This is a genomic window from Pseudodesulfovibrio sp. lm2024, assembly GCF_051175575.1.
In the GTDB taxonomy this organism is placed as follows: Bacteria; Desulfobacterota; Desulfovibrionia; order Desulfovibrionales; family Desulfovibrionaceae; genus Pseudodesulfovibrio; species Pseudodesulfovibrio caledoniensis.
Window position 1 is genome coordinate 1,499,756 of record NZ_CP195092.1, and the last position, 16,856, is coordinate 1,516,611.

Sequence of the window (16,856 nt, forward strand, 5' to 3'; positions counted from 1 at the left end):
CATGATCGACAGCAACATGGACCCCCGGCTGGCCGCCAGCGTGGCCGACACTCAGGACCTGGCCCGGTTCAAGTCCCAGATGGACGGGCTCAAGAAGAACCTGTCCGGCGCGGACCCGGACAAGTTGGGCAAGCTCAAGAAGGCCTGTCAGGACTTCGAGGCGGTCTTCATCGGCAAGCTCTGGGAGCAGATGAAGCAGTCCGTGCCCAAGGAGGGCTACCTGCACTCCAAGCAGGAAGACAGCTACATGTCCATGTTCAACCGGGACTTCTCGGAAAAAATGGCCGAGGCGGGCGGCATCGGGCTGGCGGACATGATCTACGACCAGCTCAGCCAGAAGCTCAAGCAGGTCAGCCAGGAGACCCTGACCGGCGGGGTGGAGATCAACCCGGTCAAGGAGGAGGGCATCGCCCTGAAGCGGGGCCCGGAACCCATCGCCCTGAACCGCAAGAAGGGCATGACCCTGGAGGACTGGGGCGGCGATTCGGTGGTCGAGGATTCTCGGGGCGCGGCCCCCATGGAGGCGACCTCGGCCGAGCGGCGGGCCGACGACCCGACCGGCGTGCTGACCGACGTGGAGGTCAAGGCCCGGCTCGACGCGCTGACCCGCAGGCTCGAGGCCCGGCGTATCCGCGAGGGGCTGGCCGGAACACCCCGGGGCGGCAGGCGGACCGGCTACACAGCGGAAGGGGGCGCGGAGGACGTCAAGGTTGGCCGGAAACTTGCAGAAATCGGGTGAGCTCACGGGAGCGAATGTTGGCAGAAATAAAGAATTGTTAAGGGAATATAACCGTTTATTTGTGACGAGGTAGCAGGATGATCCGTCTGATAGAGGAAAATTTGGTCCGCCAGAACAAGGCCATGCTGCTCATGTTCTTCCTGCTTGAGGAAGAATTTTCCCGCCTCACCAACCTCAAGCCCCAGTCCGTTTCCCAGGTGGAGCTGTCCATCCAGGAGCTCATGCGTCAGGTGGCGGCCGAACGTCTCTCCCTGCGCCGCATGGTGGCCCGGACCGAGCCTTCGGCCCAGCGGGTCCGGGACATCCTGCCCGGCCTGGACAAGGAAGAGGCCGAGAACATCAGGGAGCTTCTGGCGCGTCTCGACGAGACCGAACAGAAGTGCGGAATCCAGGCCGCCAAGAACCAGCAGCTGGCCATGGCCCTGTTCGACCAGTCCAAGGGGCTTCTCGACTTCATGCACAACCAGATCAAGCCCAAGTCCACCACGACCTACGGACGGACCGCGAGGTTCGCCAAGGGCATCAATGACGCGCGCCTCCTGAGCGGGAGACTGTAATGTCGTTCGGCGCCAACTCCATCCTCGACATGGGCCGGTGGGCCCTGTTCGCCTCGCAGGCGCAGTTGCAGGTCACGGGCGAGAACATCTCGAACGTGAACACCGAGGGCTATTCGCGCCGCTCGGTGAACCTGGAGGAAGGTCCGTACATCGACTATTCGCCCGGCCAGCTCGGCACGGGCGTCAAGGCCACCGAGGTGGTCCGGCACTTCGACGAGATGGTCGAGGCCATGTATCTGGGGCAGGCTTCCCTGAGCAACATGTGGGGCAACCTTTTCGACCAGCTCAAGGGCGTGGAGAACCTGCTCAACGAGTCCGGCGGCAGCGGCGTGAGCACCGCCCTGTCCAAGTATTTCAATTCCTGGAACGAGGTCGCCCAGCGGCCCGACAACTACGGGGCGCGCCAGACCGTGGTCAACGATGCGGCCACTCTGATCTCCACCCTCAGGGCGGTGGACACCAACCTCACGCTCATGCAGCAGCGGATCAACAACGAGGTGTCGGCCCAGGTGAACGAGGCCAACAGGCTCATGCAGGACATCGCCGCCTTGAACCGGGAGATTCAGGTCCACGACGTGCCCGGCCAGAACAACGCCAACGCCCTGTACGACGAGCGCGCGCGCAAGGTCCGCGCCCTGGGCAAGCTGGTGGACATCAAGACCATCGACAACGGCGGCGGCAACTATACGGTCCTGACCCAGTCCGGGCAGACCCTGGTGGACTCGGAAAGCGCCTTTTCCCTCGATTTCCGCGCCCCGTCACAGGTCAAGGACCTGCGGGACAACTCCACGTTCAATGGCAATATCTATTTCGACGGCAACGACGACTTCGAGTACACCATCGAGTTCGTGTCATCCAACGCGGGCGACCCGGTGGGGCAGGTGGGGTCGGGAGCGGGCGCGGCCCAGTTCCGGGTCTCCCTGGACGGCGGCGTGACCTGGCTGACCAACGAAGACGGCAGCACGCGCTATTATTCCGCCCGGGATTACGGCGGCCGGGTCAACGTCGAGGGGCTGCAGATATGGTTCGGCTCCAACGCCGGGTCCCAGGGCTCGCCCTCGGGCACCTTCGCGGACGGCGACCGGTTCGTCATCAGCCCGCACCAGGGATTGTACTGGGTGCAGAACACCTCCCACGCCGAGGAGATCACCCCGCAACTGCATTTCAACGGCGAGGAGAACGCCCGGCGGCTCACGGGCGGCTCCATCGCCGCGCTGCTCTCCTTCCGCGACAACTACGTGGGCAAGTACCGCTCGAAACTGGACGAACTGGCCGGGACGGTCATCTGGGAGACCAACCGCCGACACAGCCAGGGCGCGGGGCTGCAGGCCTTCACCGAGACCGAAGGCACCTATCAGGTGGATTACACGGGCAAGGCGCTGGGCAGCGACTCGACCGGGTTGGCTTTCGGCGACAAGCTCCAGTCCGGCAGTTCCTTCATGTATGTTTACAACGAATCCACCGGGCTGCTGGCCTCGAGCGCGGCCTTGGACTTCGACGGCAACGGCGGGACCTTCAACCCGGCGATCCACACGCTGGAAGACGTGCGCGACGCCTACAACCGGACGTATGCCGGGGCCATCAAAGCCACCATCGTCAACAACAAGCTGCGTCTGGAGGCCGAGGACGGCTACACCTTCGCCTTCGGTACGGACTCGGCCGGACTCTACGCGGGCTTGGGGCTGAACACCTTTTTCAAGGGCCATGACGCCAAAAGCATGGCCGTCAACGAGAAGATATCCAGCGATCTGGATTATCTGGCCACGGGCCATGTGAACGGGGCAGGGGAAATGAACACGGGCGACAACACCACGGCCCTTGCCATGTACGCCCTGCGCGAGGCCGATGTGACCACCTCCACGGCCATGGAGGGGACCACCACGCAGACCATCCTCGACTATTACAACGGTATTGTGGGCAACGTGGGCACGGACGCCAACCGGGCCAAGTTCAACAAGAACTTTTATCAGACCCTGGCCAATGACCTGGACGAGCGCCAGCAGGAAATCTCGGGCGTGAACCTGGACGAGGAGATGAGCGATCTGATCCGGTACCAGGCGTCCTACACGGCGGCGGCCAAGCTCATCACCACCGCCGACCAGATGCTGCAGACCCTCCTGTCGCTGAAACCGTAGGCCGGAGAATAAGACTATGCGCGTAACACAGCAGATGCTCTTCAACAGATACGTGTACAATCTGAACACGTCGTTGACCTCGCTCATGGACCTGAACGTCAAGGCCCAGACGCAGAAGGCCATCAACAAGCCCAGCGACGACCCCACGGGTATGACCCGCATACTGGATCACCGCGACATCCTGCGTTCCCTGGACCAGTACGGGGAGAACATCTCGACCGCCAAGGGTTGGGTGGGAGCGGCGAATGAGGCGTTGCTGCAGGTTTCGAACATCCTGGATCGGGCCAAGACCCTGGCCATGCAGGGAGCCACCGGGTCCATGGACGAAGACAACCGTGAGCAGGTCAGTTACGAGCTGCGCTCCCTGTTCGAACAGTTGGTCAACCTGGCCAACACCGATTTTGACGGCCAGACCATTTTCGGCGGGCACAAGACCGACAGCCCGGCCTTCCAGCAGATCATGTGGCTGACCACCAACGACGAGAACTTCGGTAAGAACGCGGAGTTCACGGTCAACGGCTCCTCGAAATCCACGGTTCTGGTTCAATACTACGACACCACCGGCACCGTTCCGGTCGGCGGCAATATGAATTTGTCGGATCCGAACCTGGGGGTCCGTTACTCCGTGGACGGCGGGCGTACCTGGAAGACCGACGGGTCCATGACCTTTGTGGGCACCGAGGGGACATTGAACCTGCCCGAGAGCGGTACGAGCGTCACTTTCCACGGGGACGCGACCGTGAAGATGAACGACCCCCAAGACGAGTCCACCTCGAAGGGGACCTGGATGTGGATACGGCCGTCGGCCCGGTACATCGGCGACGATGACGATCCGCCACCCCAGGTGGATTCGCTGGGACCCGGGGTGAAGCAGATATCGGCCTCGGCTTCGGGCGCCTTTCTGGACAGGAATGTGACCGTCCGCATCGACAATACGTCCAGTGTGGGCATGAACGAGGAGATTCACTACTCCTACAGCCTGGACGGCGGCATCAACTGGGTGACCGGCAACGTGGCCCCGGCCGACACCACCAGCAACGCGACCGTGCTCGGGGTGGCCAACGGCGGCATTCTGACGCTGACCTCCAACGGCTCCAACCAGTTGCAGCCGGGGCAGCAGTTCGTCATCCATCCGCGTACCGCGGATATCAAATTGGACGTCTCGCCGGGATCACAGATCAAGCTCAACAATGTGGGCAAGAACATCTTCGGCGGCATCTACATGGCCCCGGACGCCGTGCTCGCCGCCGACGGATCCGTCCTGTCGCTGAGCAGCGAGAACGCCTCGCGCATGTTCCATTCCAACGGCGCGGCGAACATGACCCTGACGATTCAGGGGCAGGACGAGGATTCCATGAACCTGTTCGAGGTCATGGGCAACCTCGTGGCTTTTGCGGAGACCAACAACCAGACCGGCATGCAGCAGTGCCTGAAGAATCTGTCGGCGGTTCACTCCAAGGTCATGAACGCCGAAGCGGATATCGGCGGCCGGATAAACCAGCTGACGGTCAGCGAGAACATCGTGGACGGGCTGACGCTCAACGAGAAGACCCTGCTCAGTTCCATCGAGGACGCGGACGTCTCCGAACTGATGACCGAGCTGGCCCAGCAGCAAATCGTCTACGAGTCCGTGCTGCGCTCGACCTCCATGATCATGCAGCTCAATCTTGCGAAGTTTATATAAATTAATAAAATAATGCACTTTACTTGCGAGTGAACCTCATGTAGTCGGCAAGGCGTATTCCGCATGAAAAAGCGGACAAGCCGAAGGAAAGACTTGGTAACGAAATGTTGATTCTGACCCGGAGACCGGGAGAAAGCCTCTATTTGGGCGACAATATCAAGCTGAAGATCCTGAGTGTTCAGGGCAAGCAGATAAAGATCGGCCTGGATGTGCCCGAAGACATGACCGTCTATCGGGAAGAGGTCTATTTGAAGATCAAGGAACAGAACAGGCAGGCGCTGGAAGTCAATCAGCAGGACCTGCTCGCGGCGGCGGCGCTATGGCAAAAGAAAGAACGCAAAAAATAATGACCCGGCTGGGCGAACGGGAAATCCGTTCGGACTCCATTCTCTATTTTCCGCGCGGACTGGTAGGGCTCGAAGACAAGCGCGAGTTCACGCTGCTTCCGGTGAGGGAAGGAGATTCGCCGTTTTTGCTGTTGCAGTGTGTCACCGACCCGGGACTCGGGCTCCTGGTGGCCGATCCCTACAGCTTTATCGACGACTACGACGTGAAGATCGAGAATCCGGACCGCAAGGCCCTGAAAGTGGAGAACATCCGGCAGCTGGCCATCCTGGTGACCGTGACCATCCCACAGGACAAACCTGAAGACACCACCCTCAATCTCCAGGGGCCGATTGTCATCAACACGGAGACGAAGATAGGTCTTCAGATTCCACAGACGGAAGCGGGCTATCCCACGCACTTCCGACCGATTGGGTCCTGATCGTTAGGTCGCAACCCCTCTTGCGCTAAACAAAGAGATCGAGGTCGTCACGAATGAGATTCGCGGCGGCCTTTTTGATGTCCGGCTGGTAAGTTCCGTCCTTGACCTTGCGCTTGAGCTCGTCCACCTTTTCGCGGCGGACGTCGGACGCTTCCTTGGCGGTCTGCAGGGCGGCGCCCCGCAGCCGGGCTTCGGACGAGAGAACCACGCGGTCGGCGGCTTCTCCGGAGGTCTTCACGCTTTCCTGGGCGTTTCGGACATCCTTGGCCTCCGGCCGTTCGATCTTCTTGTTCGCGTAAGGGTTTTGATCCCCTACAATGTTTCTAATAACCATGTCGTACCTCCCGTTGGGGACGGGACTATCAAAGCATGGTGCCATCCACCTTTGACAATGCTATTTCCCACAATCTCCGCAAGACCTTGTTCCTCTCGGAACCCTCGACGTCCTGCGGGCCCTGTGGCGTCTCCCTGATTATCTGAACGTCGCCTCCGTCGAGCGGGTACTCGAACACGTACCGGCTGCCGAACTCGCTCTCCAACTGGTCCAGGACAGCCTGGACCACCGGTGAACGATCGGAATTGACGATCAGGTTTTCAATGACCTCGTGAGCGATGCGCTGCACCAGTTCCCGGCGCTTAGCCTGCCTGGCGATGTCGTCCGGGGGCTCCGCGCCGTCCATCGCCTGCCTGAAGCGTGCAAGACGCTTCGCGCTCGTAAGCTGCTTCCCATAGGTGCGCAGCATATTGCGAACATTGGCGGACGATGTATTCACGGTATTACCCCTTTCCTTGAATGTTACGATCGTCCCCCTGCGGAAAAACTTTAGGGGTAAAACGAAAAAAAATCCAGAAAAGCCGGTCGGCACGGGGGCTGGGAAGGGAGTCGCAAATGGAAAAAGGTTGAATGTTTCTCAAATTTTAAATAAAAATATCAATCATGAAACGTACCGTTGGGAAAATGCTTGTCGTGAGCAAGCCGGGCGACCCCGCCGCCGAGACCGTGCGCGACGCCATGGCCTCGGTCCTGGCCGAAAAGGGGGTGCCTTTCCAGGCCTGCGAGCACCGCCCGGAGTCGCCCCGCGATGCCTGCGGGAATGAGGAGCGGCTCGACGGTCCCTTCGACCTGGCCGTGATCCTGGGCGGCGACGGCACTTTCATCGGCGCGGCCCGGCGTCTGTTGCCGCTCAAGACCCCGCTCATGGGCGTCAACCTCGGCAGGGTGGGCTTTCTGCCCCAGCTGGAGCGCGACCAATGGCGGCCGTGGCTTGCGGACGTGCTGGACCACGGGTTTGACGCCGTTCCCCGGCTGGTCCTCAAGTACGCCGTGCTGCGCGGCGGCAAGCAGGTGGCCGGCGGACTGGTGGTCAACGAACTGGTCGTCAGCCGCGGTGAGCTGGCCCGGCTCATCCGGCTGGAGCTGGCCTTTGACGGCATCGGCATCTCCCACCTGCGGGCGGACGGGCTGATCGTGTCCACGCCCACCGGGTCCTCGGCCTACGGGGCGTCGGCGGGCGGCCCCCTGGTCCACGCCGGGCTGGCGGCCTGCTGCGTGGTCCCGGTCTGTCCCTTCCAGAACAGCTTCAGGCCCATGGTCTTTCCGGCGGACGGGGTGATCTCCGTGCGCGTCCTGGAGCAGGCGGGCGAGGTCAACCTGACCGAGGACGGCCAGGCCGGCGTCCGGCTCGCTCCGGGCGACGAGGTGGTCGTGGAGAAATCCCCCGCCGATCTCTGGATGGTGGACCCGGGGCAGGGCGCGTATTTCGAGAAATTGAAGAAACACGGTTTTCTGACCGAGAGGTGAACATGGTACTGGCCAAGGAATTCGATTCGGTACTGGACATCAAGTACGGGCTCGACCCCGCCCTGGACGCGTTGCTGCTCCACTTCATGTCGGAAAATCACCTGGAATACACCATCGACCCGCAGAAGAACGCCTCGGAAGAGCAGATGCGATTCATGATCGCGCTCAAGGAAGGGGAATTCTACGCCCCGTGCTCGGACTGGATGTTCACCATGCTCCTGGACCAGCGGCTGCCGGACAGGCTGCTGGAGAAATACCTGGAACAGTGGAAGCGGTTTCTGCACCTGTCCCGCGATTTCTGCTCGGACCGCAAACTGGCCCGGCGGTTTGTCCAGCTGGCCCGGCACAAGTTCCGCATGGTCCTGGCCTCGCCCATCCTCATGCCCTCGCGGTTGATGAAGTGGTTCATCACCATATTCATGACCCAGTCCGGCATCGACGACCCCTACCTGCACATCCGCAGGGGGCTCAACCGGCGGGCCGCCGAGATGGTCGAAAGCCGCGATTTCGACGAGATGGTCCACGGCAGCCCCGTGGGCATCGAACCGGGCGCCAGGACCGACGATCTGCGCAACCGGCTCGACCGCCTCGAGATCGAGCGGCTCATGCGCATCGCCACCTTCACGGACCACTGGAACCCGGAGATGTTCTCCCTGGACGGGCTGCGCGCCTCGGGGCTGGCCGAGGAGGTGCGCGAGGGCACGCATCTGCTCGACCCGATGTTCGAGCGGCTGGGCAAGGACGGGGAGCAGCGCCGCCGCATCCTCTACCTGCCCAACCGGGCGGGCGGCATCCTGTTCGACCTCAAGGTGGTCAAGACCCTGCTGCGCCTGGGCCACCGCGTGGTCATGGCCCTGAAGGAGGGGTTCTACTTCGACCACCCGACCTTCTGGGACCGGGACACGGACCTGGAGCTGGCCAGGGCCTTTGAAGGGGCGCACTTCGTCAGCGAGGACAAGCTGTCCAAGAACGAGCTGCTGGCCGTCATGGCCCGCCATCCCTTCCTGGTCATCTCCGACGGCACGCGGGAGAAGTTCAACCCCTACCGGACCTCGGTGACCTTCGCCCGGGCCTGGAAGGAGTGCGACCTGATCCTGGCCAAGGGCGAGGAGACCTATGACCGCCTGGTTCTCAACTCCCACGAGTTCACCCGCGACATCCTCAGCTTCCGCCGCGACGAGCTCGGCGAGTTTCAGGTCCATTTCCGGCCCAAGCCCGAACGGGTGCTGATCTTTTCCGAGCAGTACATCAGCGGCAAGGCCGAGGATATCATCCGGGAGATGCGCCAGGCCAGGAGCCGGGGCGAGACGGTCATGTTCTACTCCGGGATCATCGGTTCGGTGCCGGGCCAGACCAAGGAGGCCATCGAGGTCATCACCACCTACGTCAACCACCTGCGCGGCCAGCTGGACGACGTGTACATCATCAATCCCGGCGAGCACTTCGAGGAGGGCATGGACGCCGACGACCTGATGTTCATGTGGGAAAAGGTCCAGCGCAGCGGGTACATCAATGTCTGGCGTTTCCAGACGTATTTCGATATTGAAAAGAGCTTCGAGTTGATGGGGCGCAAGGTGCCCCCGGTCTGGACCGGCAAGGACTCCACCTATTCAACGGGCTGCACCAAGGAAATGCATATCGCCCTGGACGTGCAGCGGGCCCATCCCGAACTGCAGATCATCGGCCCGAACCCCGAAAAGTTCTTCCGCAGACGGGAGTACGGGGTGGGCAAGTTCTGCGACGTGGCCATCGACTCGTGCGGATAGGAACTTCAAACGGCGCGGTACTCCATGCGGCATGTTTTATCTGACATACGGCCCACCCTGTGGCGGGCGTTCCGGCTTCTGCTGGCCGTGGCCTGCCTGGCCGCGCTGCTCTCGTGCGTGAAGTCCGGTCCGTTCTTTCGGGCCAAGGCGGACGCGCCGCCCAAACAGGAGGCCGTCGCCGGGGAAACCGCAACGGCCGAGGCCCTTGAAGCCGGGGGCGCGGAGGCCGTGGACCCGGACGCCGACAGCGTGGCCGGACTGTCCGGCGGCGAAAGCTGCCTGTACCGCGACGGCGCGGTCCGGCGGCTGACCCTGCGGCCCGTGCGCGAGCCCCTGACCATTCCGGCCTGCGACATGTTCTTTCCCCTGTCCAACGTGGAGGGCGCGCAGAACATGGCCCGGCTGGACATCAGGAGCCAGGGGCTCGACTCCTGGCGCGCCCTGGAAGGGCCGGTCCAGCGCAGTCTGGAGTACGCCCTGAACATGCCGGCGAACGAGCCCGCCCTGGCCCGGCCCGGCATGTCCCTGACCTGGGGCCAGGTGGTCCGCTCCCTGGAGGAATTTTTCGACCTGCTGCCGCACCTGGACGCGGACCCGGACCTGCTGGCCCGGCGGTTCGTCTGGTACGGCATGCGCCAGAAGCCGCTCATGACCGGCTATTACACCCCGGAGATCGAGGCCAGCCTGACCCGGCGGCCCGGCTACGAGTATCCCATCTACGGCGTGCCCGAGGACCTGCGCTACGGCCCGGTGCGCGGCCGCTACCGGTTCTACCGCGTGGACAGGGGGAGGGTGCTGTCGTACTACAAGCGCGGCGACGTGGACGTCCGCAAGGTCCTTTCCGGGCGCGGGCTCGAGATCGCCTGGGCCAAGGACCCGGTGGACGTCTTCTACATGCAGGTGGAAGGGTGCGGACGGCTCAGACTGCCCGACGGGACCACCCGCAACGTGCTCTACGGAGCCAAGAACGGCCACGGCTTCCGCTCGCTCGGCCGCATCCTCCACGCCAAGGGACTGCTCCCGGACGGGCATCTGTCCAAGGAGGACGTGAAACGGTATTTCGCCAAGCATCCCGAGCGGATGTTCGAGCTCATGGCCGAGAATCGGAGCTACGTTTTTTTCCGCCTGGAGGACTCGCCGCCCGAGGGAACCATTGGAAAGCCGTTGACGCCGATGGTTTCACTGGCTACAGACCGAAAGCTCCTGCCGCTCGGCAGCCTGCTGGCCTTTGAGGCCGAGATTCCCGAGGCCCGGGACGGGCGCCCCACGGGCAAGCGCAAGGTCGCGGGCATCGGCCTGGCCCAGGACACGGGTACGGCCATTCAGGGCCCCCATGTCGACTACTACATAGGCGAGGGCAACGCGGTGGCGCCCATCGCCAGCAATATCAAGACCGAAGCCACCGTGTACCTCCTCATAAGCAAAGAAGCACTGATCAATGGCTGACATCACACACGATTCCATCAAGAATACCATTCGGGACGCCGTGGCCCACCAGATTCGGTCCGTCATGGACTGGCACTTCGGCGAGCCCGTGTACGAAGGCAATCCCGCCGACGACCTGGCCGGGCTGCAGGGGTTGCGCGAACTGGTGGCCCGCCAGCACTGGGCCAATTTCCAGCTCTGGCACGTCGAGGACCGCGCCCGGCGCAAGGACGTGGACGCCCGCGTCATCGCGGACTGCAAGTACGCCATCGACAAGCTCAACCAGAAGCGCAACGACCTCATCGAGCGTGTGGACGAGTGCCTCATCTCGGCCATTGAGCCGCTCCTGCCCTCGGAGGCCCCGGAGCGGTACAACACCGAGACCGTGGGCATGGCCCTGGACCGCCTGTCCATCCAGTCGCTCAAGATATACCATATGAAAGAGCAGTGTTCGCGCAAGGATGTGGACGATGAGCACATCCAGCAGTGCGACAACAAGGTCGGCGTGCTCAAGCGCCAGCACAACGATCTGGAACGGGCCGTCCTGGAACTGATCGACGAGTATTTCGCCGGGACCAAGAAGCCCAAGGTCTATTTCCAGTTCAAGATGTACAACGACCCCAAGCTCAACCCGGAACTCTACGGAAACAAGAAATAGGGGAGCCCCCATGTCCCGGTACGAAACCGTCATCGGCCTCGAAGTCCACGCCCAGATGAAAACCCAGAGCAAGATCTTCTGCTCCTGCTCCACCAAGTTCGGAAACGACCCCAACGAGAACGTCTGCGCGGTCTGCTCCGGCATGCCCGGCGTGCTGCCCGTGCTCAACGAGAAGGTCGCCGAATTCGCGACCAAGGCGGGCCTGGCGACCAACTGCGAGATCAATCTCAAGTCCGTGTTCGCGCGCAAAAACTACTTCTATCCCGACCTGCCCAAGGGGTACCAGATTTCCCAGTTCGAGCTGCCCATCTGCGAGCACGGCCATGTCGACATCGAGGTGGACGGCCAAAAGAAGCGCGTGGGATTGACCCGCATCCACATGGAAGAGGACGCGGGCAAGAATATCCACTCCGCGGCCGACAACGCCAGCTTCGTGGACCTGAACAGGACCGGCGTGCCGCTCATCGAGATCGTGTCCGAGCCGGACATGCGCTCGGCCGAGGAGGCCGTGGCCTACCTCAAGGAACTGCGCTCGGTGCTGCTCTACCTCGGCATCTGCGACGGCAACATGGAGGAGGGCTCTTTCCGCTGCGACGCCAACGTGTCCATCCGGCCCTACGGCCAGGAGGAGTTCGGCACCCGCGCGGAGCTGAAGAACCTCAACTCCTTCAAGCACATCCAGAAGGCCATCGAGTACGAGGTGGAACGCCAGATCGACCTGGTCGAGGACGGTGAACAGGTCGTCCAGGAGACCCGGCTGTACAACGTGGACAAGGGTACGACCCACTCCATGCGCGGCAAGGAGGAGGCCCACGACTACCGCTATTTCCCGGACCCGGACCTGGTGCCGCTGGTCCTGGAGCAGGCCTGGGTGGACAAGTGGAAATCCGAGCTGCCCGAACTGCCCTCGGCCAAGCGCGAGCGGTTCATGGCCGAGTACGATCTGGCCGACTACGACGCGGCCCTGATCACCAACGATCTCGCCGTGGCCGACTATTTCGAGGCGGCGGTCAAGGCCTATGCGGGCGATGCCAAGAAGGTCACCAACTGGGTGGTCGGCGAACTGCTGCCGTTCTGCCACGAGAGCGAGTCCGAGGCGTGCGAGGTTAAGCTGACCCCGGAAAAGCTGGCCGCGCTGCTCGGCCTGGTGGACGACGGGACCATCTCGGTCAAGATCGGCAAGGACATCTTCCGCGACCTGTGCGCGTCCGGCGACGACCCGGCCGAGTACGTCAAGGCCAAGGGACTGGTCCAGATGTCCGACATCTCCGAGCTCGAGGCCATGGTCGACAAGGTCATCGCCGACAACCCGTCCGAGGTCGAGGCCTTCAAGGGCGGCAAGACCAAACTCATGGGCTTCTTCATGGGCCAGGTTATGCGCCTGTCCAAAGGCCAGGCCAACCCCGGCGTGGTCACGCAGCTGTTTACGAAGAAACTTTCGTAAGGAAGACCGGGGGGAAACTTTTGGAAAAGTTTTCCCCCGGCCCCCCTTTTCAAAACTTTTTGGTGCCACGCCGCCAGGAAGCATGCGGGGCAAGTCCATATCTTCAAGGCGGCGTGGGGGTGCGTTTTCCGTACTCTGTTCCCATGGACCAAGGGTGGTGCCCGCACCTCCCGGCGCATATGAGGAGTCTTGCTGACTTCGATTCTTCCTGCGCCGCGATAAAAAGTTTTGGAGGGTCCAGGGAACCTTTTTCAAAAGGTTCCCTGGCCGCCGGAGGTAATTAAAGTGACCGAACACATTCAGTATTCTCCCGAGAAAGACGCCCTGATCCTGCTTGACCAGCGTTACCTGCCCAACCGGGAGGACTGGTTCGAGTGCAAGACCACGGACGACATCTGCTACGCCCTGGTGGTCATGGTTGTGCGCGGCGCGCCGGCCATCGGCGTGACCGCCGCCTACGGCTGTTACCTGGCCGGGTGTGAGGTGCAGGGCATGGACGGCGACTGGAAGGCGAACCTGTCGGCCAAGCTGGACCAGATCCACGACGCCCGGCCCACGGCGGTGAACCTGCGCTGGGCCGTGCGCGAGATGCGCCGCGTCTGGGAAGAGGCGGGCGACGTCTCCCTTGGCGAGTTGCTGGACATCTGGCTTGCCCGGGCCAAGGAGATCCACGCGGGCGACATCGAGATGTGCGAGCTGATCGGCAAGTTCGGCGGCGAGCTCATCGACGACGGCGACACGGTGATGACCCACTGCAACGCGGGCGCGCTGGCCACGGCCGGATACGGCACGGCGCTGGGCGTGATCCGGGGGGCCATCGACCAGGGCAAGAAGGTCTCGGTCATCGCCAACGAGACGAGGCCGTTTCTGCAGGGCGCGCGGCTGACCGCGTATGAGCTGCACAAGGACGGCATCCCGGTCAAGGTGGCCTGCGACAACGCCTGCGCCCTGCTGATGAAGCGCGGCCTGGTGGACAAGGTCGTGGTCGGCGCGGACCGGATCACGGCCAACGGCGACGCGGTCAACAAGATCGGCACCTTCGGGGTGGCCATCATCGCGAAGCGGTTCAATATTCCTTTTTATGTGGCCGCGCCGGTCTACACCATCGACCCGGAGACGCCCACCGGCGACGACGTGCCCATCGAGGACCGCGACCCGCGCGAGGTGACGCACATCGGCGACCACCGCATTCCGCCCGAGGGGGTGGAGGTCTACAACCTGGCCTTCGATCCCACGCCCAACGAGCTCATCGCGGGCATCATCACCGAGAAGGGCGTGCTTTATCCGCCCTATGACCTTGCCATCAAGAAATTGTTCATGTAACAGTCTCTCCAAGGTATGGTAACAATGGGGCGAAACCGCGTAGTGGTTTTGCCCCATTGTTATAGGAAGAATATATTGTTCTAATAGACATTTTCCCTCTAAGCGGCGATAAACAGGGGCAAAACTCAGACCGTCAAGGATGGTTTCAGCATGAAGATGAAAAGCGTCAATACAGCCATTGCCCTGTTGATCGCCGCCAGTATGGCCGTTTCGGTCCTGGCCGCCGTGCTCTGGGTCAACCACGACACCCGTCAGACGGTGTTCAGCGAGGGCAAGGAATCCATGGGCAACATGGTCGCCCAGACCATGGCCGCTTTGGACAACTATATCGCCCAGACCGACGAAATGGCGCGCATGCTCGCCTCGCAGCAGGCCGTGGCCGACGCCCTGGCCGGACGGGACGCCCTGCCCGCGTCCTGGCTGTTCAAGGACCTCATGTCCACCTCCGAGGGGTATTGGGCGGCCTTCGCCTTTGACCGCAACGGCATGGTGGTGGCCGGATATAATGCCAAGGGGCAGAACATGGCCGGTGCGGACCGCAGCTCGCGCGGATACGTCAAGGCCGTCCTGTCGGGCAAATCGGACCACTTCCTGTCCAACGACATTCTCATCTCCAAGAGCGGCGGCGGGATTCTCATCTTCGCCGCGGCCAGCGTGGTCCGCGACCACACGGGCGAGATCATCGGCGGAGTGGGGCTGTTTCCCAAGTGGGAGAACTTCACCTCCAAGTTCATCGATCCCTTCCGCGTGGCGGGCAGCGGTTACGCCTACATGCTCGACCACAAGGGGCGGATGATCGCCCATGCGGTGAACAAGGACCTGTATCTCAAGGACTTGACCGACCAGGATTTCGCCAAGGTCGCTCTGAACGCGAAGCAGGGAGAGACAACCTACCAGTGGGAGGGCCGCGAGAAATACATGGTCTTCGACACCGCGCCCAAGACCGGTTGGAAGGTGGTCATGAGCGCCTATGAGGACGACCTGGCCGCAGCGGCCCACAACCAGCGCGACAAGCTGGCTATGGGCGGGACGGTTTTGGGTATTCTGCTGGTGAGCGTGCTCATTTTCGCCGTTCGCCGGACCATCACGAATCCGGTGAAGAATATTTTGGATTACGCCTCCCAGGTGGCCGGGGGCAATCTGCAAGCCAGCCTGGAAGGGAAGTACAAGTTCGAGTTCAAGTCCCTGGCCGCGCAGATCGAGACCATGGTCCACGAGCTCAAGGTCAAGCTCGGCTTTTCCGAAGGCGTGCTGGCGGGCATCGCCATGCCCTGCGCCCTGGTGGGCGAGGACCACAAGCTGTTGTGGGTCAACCGCCAGATGTGCGACCTGCTCATGCGCCCCGAGCCGCCAGAGAGCTACGTGGGGGGCGCGCCCGGCGAGTTCTTTTACGGGGAGCCCGACCGGAAGACCCTGTCCGACCGGGCCGTGGAGCAGCAGCAGCGGCTGGACGACGAGGTGGAGTACACCCGTGGCGACGGTTCGGTGGTCAACGTCCAGGTGACCTCCACGCCGTTCTACGACATGGACGGCCAGCTGCTCGGCTCCCTGACCATCTGGTTCGACGTGACCGAAATTCGGGGGCAGCAGAAGCTCATCGAGGAGCAGAACGGGCGCATCTCCGTGGCCGCCGGGCAGGCCCGGGACATCTCCCTGTCCCTGTCCAGCGCAGCCGAAGAGTTGTCCGCCCAGATGGAGGAGGGCAAGCGCGGGTCCGAGGAGCAGCGGGCCAGGGCGGCCGAGACCGCCTCGGCCATGGAGCAGATGAACGCCTCGGTGCTCGACGTGGCCCGCAATGCCAGCCAGGCCTCCGAGGACGCGGAGCAGGCCAAGAGCCACGCCCAGCGCGGCGAGGATATGGTCAACCAGGTCATCGCCGCCGTGGGCGAGGTCCAGGTCCAGACCGATGGGCTGCGCCAGTCCATGGAGGGGCTTGGGTCCGAGGCCGAGGACATCGGCAACGTGCTCGGGGTGATCACGGACATCGCGGACCAGACCAACCTGCTGGCCCTGAACGCGGCCATCGAGGCGGCCCGCGCGGGCGACGCCGGGCGCGGGTTCGCGGTGGTGGCCGACGAAGTGCGCAAGCTGGCCGAGAAGACCATGGCCGCCACCAGCGAGGTGGGCGACGCCATCCGCCGCATCCAGGAGATGACCGGGCGCAACGTCGGGGCCACCGAGCGGGCGGCCCAGGCCGTGGCGCGCAGCACCGATCTGGCCCGCGAGTCGGGCAAGGCGCTGCTCGAGATCGTCGGCCGGGTGGAGACCGCCTCGGACCAGGTACGGATCATCGCCACGGCCGCCGAGGAGCAGTCCGCCACCAGCGACGAGATCAACCGGGCCACGGACGAGATCAACAGCATCTCCATGGACACCTACCAGGTCATGCAGAGCGCCAACGAGGCCATCCAGGAGGTGGCCGTCATGGCCTCGCGGCTCAACTCGGTCATCGAGGACATGGCGGGCCAGGGATAATCCGGCCGTCAACAATGGACTCGACTTTCAAATGAAGATAAGGTAACCCCCGCGCTTCCCGCCCTTGGAAAGCGCGGGATTTA

At 62.9% G+C, this 16,856-nt stretch carries 15 protein-coding genes; 13 read left to right on the forward strand and 2 right to left on the reverse strand.

Features of this window, described 5'->3' with window-relative positions; genetic code table 11:
* Nucleotide 1: 1 nt before the first annotated feature.
* From ACR42D_RS06920 to fliW, 6 genes are all read left to right on the forward strand, one after another.
* Entirely contained in the window at nt 2-739 is a 738-nt protein-coding gene (locus ACR42D_RS06920; protein ID WP_484566099.1) for a rod-binding protein, read from the forward strand.
* Nucleotides 740-816: 77 nt separating this feature from the next.
* Nucleotides 817-1,296, forward strand: coding sequence for a flagellar protein FlgN (locus ACR42D_RS06925; protein WP_484566100.1), 480 nt, complete (start codon nt 817-819; stop codon nt 1,294-1,296).
* On the forward strand, nt 1,296-3,431 hold the full coding sequence (gene flgK / locus ACR42D_RS06930) for a flagellar hook-associated protein FlgK (protein WP_484566101.1): 2,136 nt from the start codon (nt 1,296-1,298) through the stop codon (nt 3,429-3,431). The genes ACR42D_RS06925 and flgK overlap by 1 nt, the downstream gene beginning before the upstream one ends.
* Nucleotides 3,432-3,447: 16 nt before the next feature.
* Nucleotides 3,448-5,115, forward strand: coding sequence for a flagellar hook-associated protein FlgL (gene flgL / locus ACR42D_RS06935; RefSeq protein ID WP_484566102.1), 1,668 nt, complete (start codon nt 3,448-3,450; stop codon nt 5,113-5,115).
* A gap of 104 nt (nt 5,116-5,219) precedes the next feature.
* Nucleotides 5,220-5,462 (forward strand): carbon storage regulator CsrA, encoded by a 243-nt coding sequence (gene csrA / locus ACR42D_RS06940; RefSeq protein WP_071546860.1) that lies wholly within the window; start codon nt 5,220-5,222, stop codon nt 5,460-5,462.
* A complete protein-coding gene (fliW, locus tag ACR42D_RS06945) occupies nt 5,462-5,881 on the forward strand; it encodes a flagellar assembly protein FliW (protein ID WP_484568447.1) in 420 nt (139 codons plus the stop codon). Before csrA ends, fliW begins: the two co-directional genes overlap by 1 nt.
* A gap of 25 nt (nt 5,882-5,906) precedes the next feature.
* Here fliW and flgM read toward each other — a convergent pair whose 3' ends face one another.
* Nucleotides 5,907-6,215 carry a flagellar biosynthesis anti-sigma factor FlgM gene (gene flgM, locus ACR42D_RS06950; protein WP_484566103.1) on the reverse strand — a complete coding sequence of 103 codons (309 nt, stop codon included), beginning with the start codon at nt 6,213-6,215 and terminating at the stop codon, nt 5,907-5,909.
* Nucleotides 6,216-6,243: 28 nt separating this feature from the next.
* Nucleotides 6,244-6,654 (reverse strand): DVU0524 family FlgM-associated protein, encoded by a 411-nt coding sequence (locus ACR42D_RS06955; protein ID WP_484566104.1) that lies wholly within the window; start codon nt 6,652-6,654, stop codon nt 6,244-6,246.
* A gap of 164 nt (nt 6,655-6,818) precedes the next feature.
* Between ACR42D_RS06955 and ACR42D_RS06960 the strand changes: the two genes are divergently transcribed.
* The 7 genes from ACR42D_RS06960 (at nt 6,819) to ACR42D_RS06990 (ending at nt 16,773) form a co-directional block, all read left to right on the forward strand.
* A complete protein-coding gene (locus ACR42D_RS06960; RefSeq protein ID WP_484566105.1) occupies nt 6,819-7,682 on the forward strand; it encodes an NAD(+)/NADH kinase in 864 nt (287 codons plus the stop codon).
* 2 nt (nt 7,683-7,684) lie between these two features.
* On the forward strand, nt 7,685-9,448 hold the full coding sequence (locus ACR42D_RS06965) for an ARMT1-like domain-containing protein (RefSeq protein ID WP_484566106.1): 1,764 nt from the start codon (nt 7,685-7,687) through the stop codon (nt 9,446-9,448).
* Nucleotides 9,449-9,472: 24 nt separating this feature from the next.
* A complete protein-coding gene (locus tag ACR42D_RS06970) occupies nt 9,473-10,894 on the forward strand; it encodes an MltA domain-containing protein (protein WP_484566107.1) in 1,422 nt (473 codons plus the stop codon).
* Complete coding sequence (locus tag ACR42D_RS06975) at nt 10,887-11,531, forward strand: DUF4254 domain-containing protein (protein WP_484566108.1); 645 nt, start codon at nt 10,887-10,889, stop codon at nt 11,529-11,531. Before ACR42D_RS06970 ends, ACR42D_RS06975 begins: the two co-directional genes overlap by 8 nt.
* Nucleotides 11,532-11,541: 10 nt before the next feature.
* Entirely contained in the window at nt 11,542-12,975 is a 1,434-nt protein-coding gene (gene gatB / locus ACR42D_RS06980; RefSeq protein WP_484566109.1) for an Asp-tRNA(Asn)/Glu-tRNA(Gln) amidotransferase subunit GatB, read from the forward strand.
* A gap of 285 nt (nt 12,976-13,260) precedes the next feature.
* Nucleotides 13,261-14,298 (forward strand): S-methyl-5-thioribose-1-phosphate isomerase, encoded by a 1,038-nt coding sequence (mtnA, locus tag ACR42D_RS06985; RefSeq protein ID WP_484566110.1) that lies wholly within the window; start codon nt 13,261-13,263, stop codon nt 14,296-14,298.
* Between the two features lie 150 nt (nt 14,299-14,448).
* Nucleotides 14,449-16,773 (forward strand): methyl-accepting chemotaxis protein, encoded by a 2,325-nt coding sequence (locus ACR42D_RS06990; protein WP_484566111.1) that lies wholly within the window; start codon nt 14,449-14,451, stop codon nt 16,771-16,773.
* Nucleotides 16,774-16,856: the final 83 nt, after the last annotated feature.